1 protein-coding gene and 1 pseudogene are annotated in these 1,089 nt (G+C 48.3%); both read right to left on the minus strand.

Annotation, left to right across the window (positions count from 1 at the left end; translation table 11 throughout):
• Positions 1-319, minus strand: a pseudogene (locus KIV40_RS28215) (phosphopentomutase); the annotation flags it as partial.
• Positions 320-387: 68 nt separating this feature from the next.
• Positions 388-1,089 (minus strand): thymidine phosphorylase (locus KIV40_RS28220; protein ID WP_285352516.1); only part of this gene is annotated, 702 nt, incomplete at its 5' end.

Consider the following 1,089-nt stretch of genomic DNA (forward strand, 5'->3'; position numbering starts at 1 on the left):
CAATTTCCCAGTGACCTGACGGTGTATCTTTACCAGAAGACAGCTCAGCTGCGTGGCCGTAAGCACCGATGACTTCAGCGTCTGCATCCATACCAGGAGCAAAACGACCTGTTGACTCTTTATGAGCCATCGCAAGACCCAGTTTAGATAGGTTTGGTAGAGTCAGTGGACCTTGACGGTCAGCGTTATCCGCTAAGCCCTTATCACACTGATCAGCGATGTGACCCATAGTATCTGAACCTACATCACCAAATTTCTCAGCATCAGCCGTTGCGCCAATACCAAATGAGTCTAAGACTAAAATAAATGCTCTTTTCATTGCTATTTCCTTTAGCCCGCTCATTATCGAATAATTTTGGTGTGAGCAGGCTTTGTGTAATTTTTTAATTAAACGTCTTCTGAACGAATTTGACGGTAAACGTCCGGCGTTGCTGTGTATTCGCCACCAACAGTAATCGCATTTTGAAGGGCTGTTGCCGCTTCTTGCCATTGCTGTTCGTTGCGTGCGTGAATAACTGCAAGAGGCTTGTCTTCGCTTGCCACTTCACCTAGACGGATGAAGTTATCGAAGCCGACTGCGTAGTCGATGCTGTCAGTTGCAACGCGGCGACCGCCACCCATGCCAACAACAGCCATACCGATTGCGCGCGTATCCATTGCTGATACAACGCCACTTTCAAGTGCGTATACTGGCTTGATGATTTCCGCTTTCTCTAGGTAGTTGTCGTAGTTTTCTACGAAGTCAGCTGGACCGCCCAGGCCTGCAACCATCTTGCCGAAGCACTCTGCTGCTTTACCGTTGTCCAGCACAGCCATTAGCTTCTCACGAGCCTCTTCAGAGTCTTTCGCAAGGTTACCAAGCACGAGCATCTCAGCACATGAAGCTAACGTGATCTCTAGAAGACGAGGGTTACGGTATTCACCCGTCAGGAATTGAACCGCTTCACGTACCTCTACTGCATTACCTGCAGAAGAAGCCAGAACTTGGTTCATGTCAGTTAGAATCGCTGTTGTCTTAGTACCTGCACCGTTTGCTACAGCTACGATAGATTTCGCCACCTCTTCAGACGATTCGTAAGTTGGCATGAA

The organism is Vibrio sp. D173a, assembly GCF_030248475.1.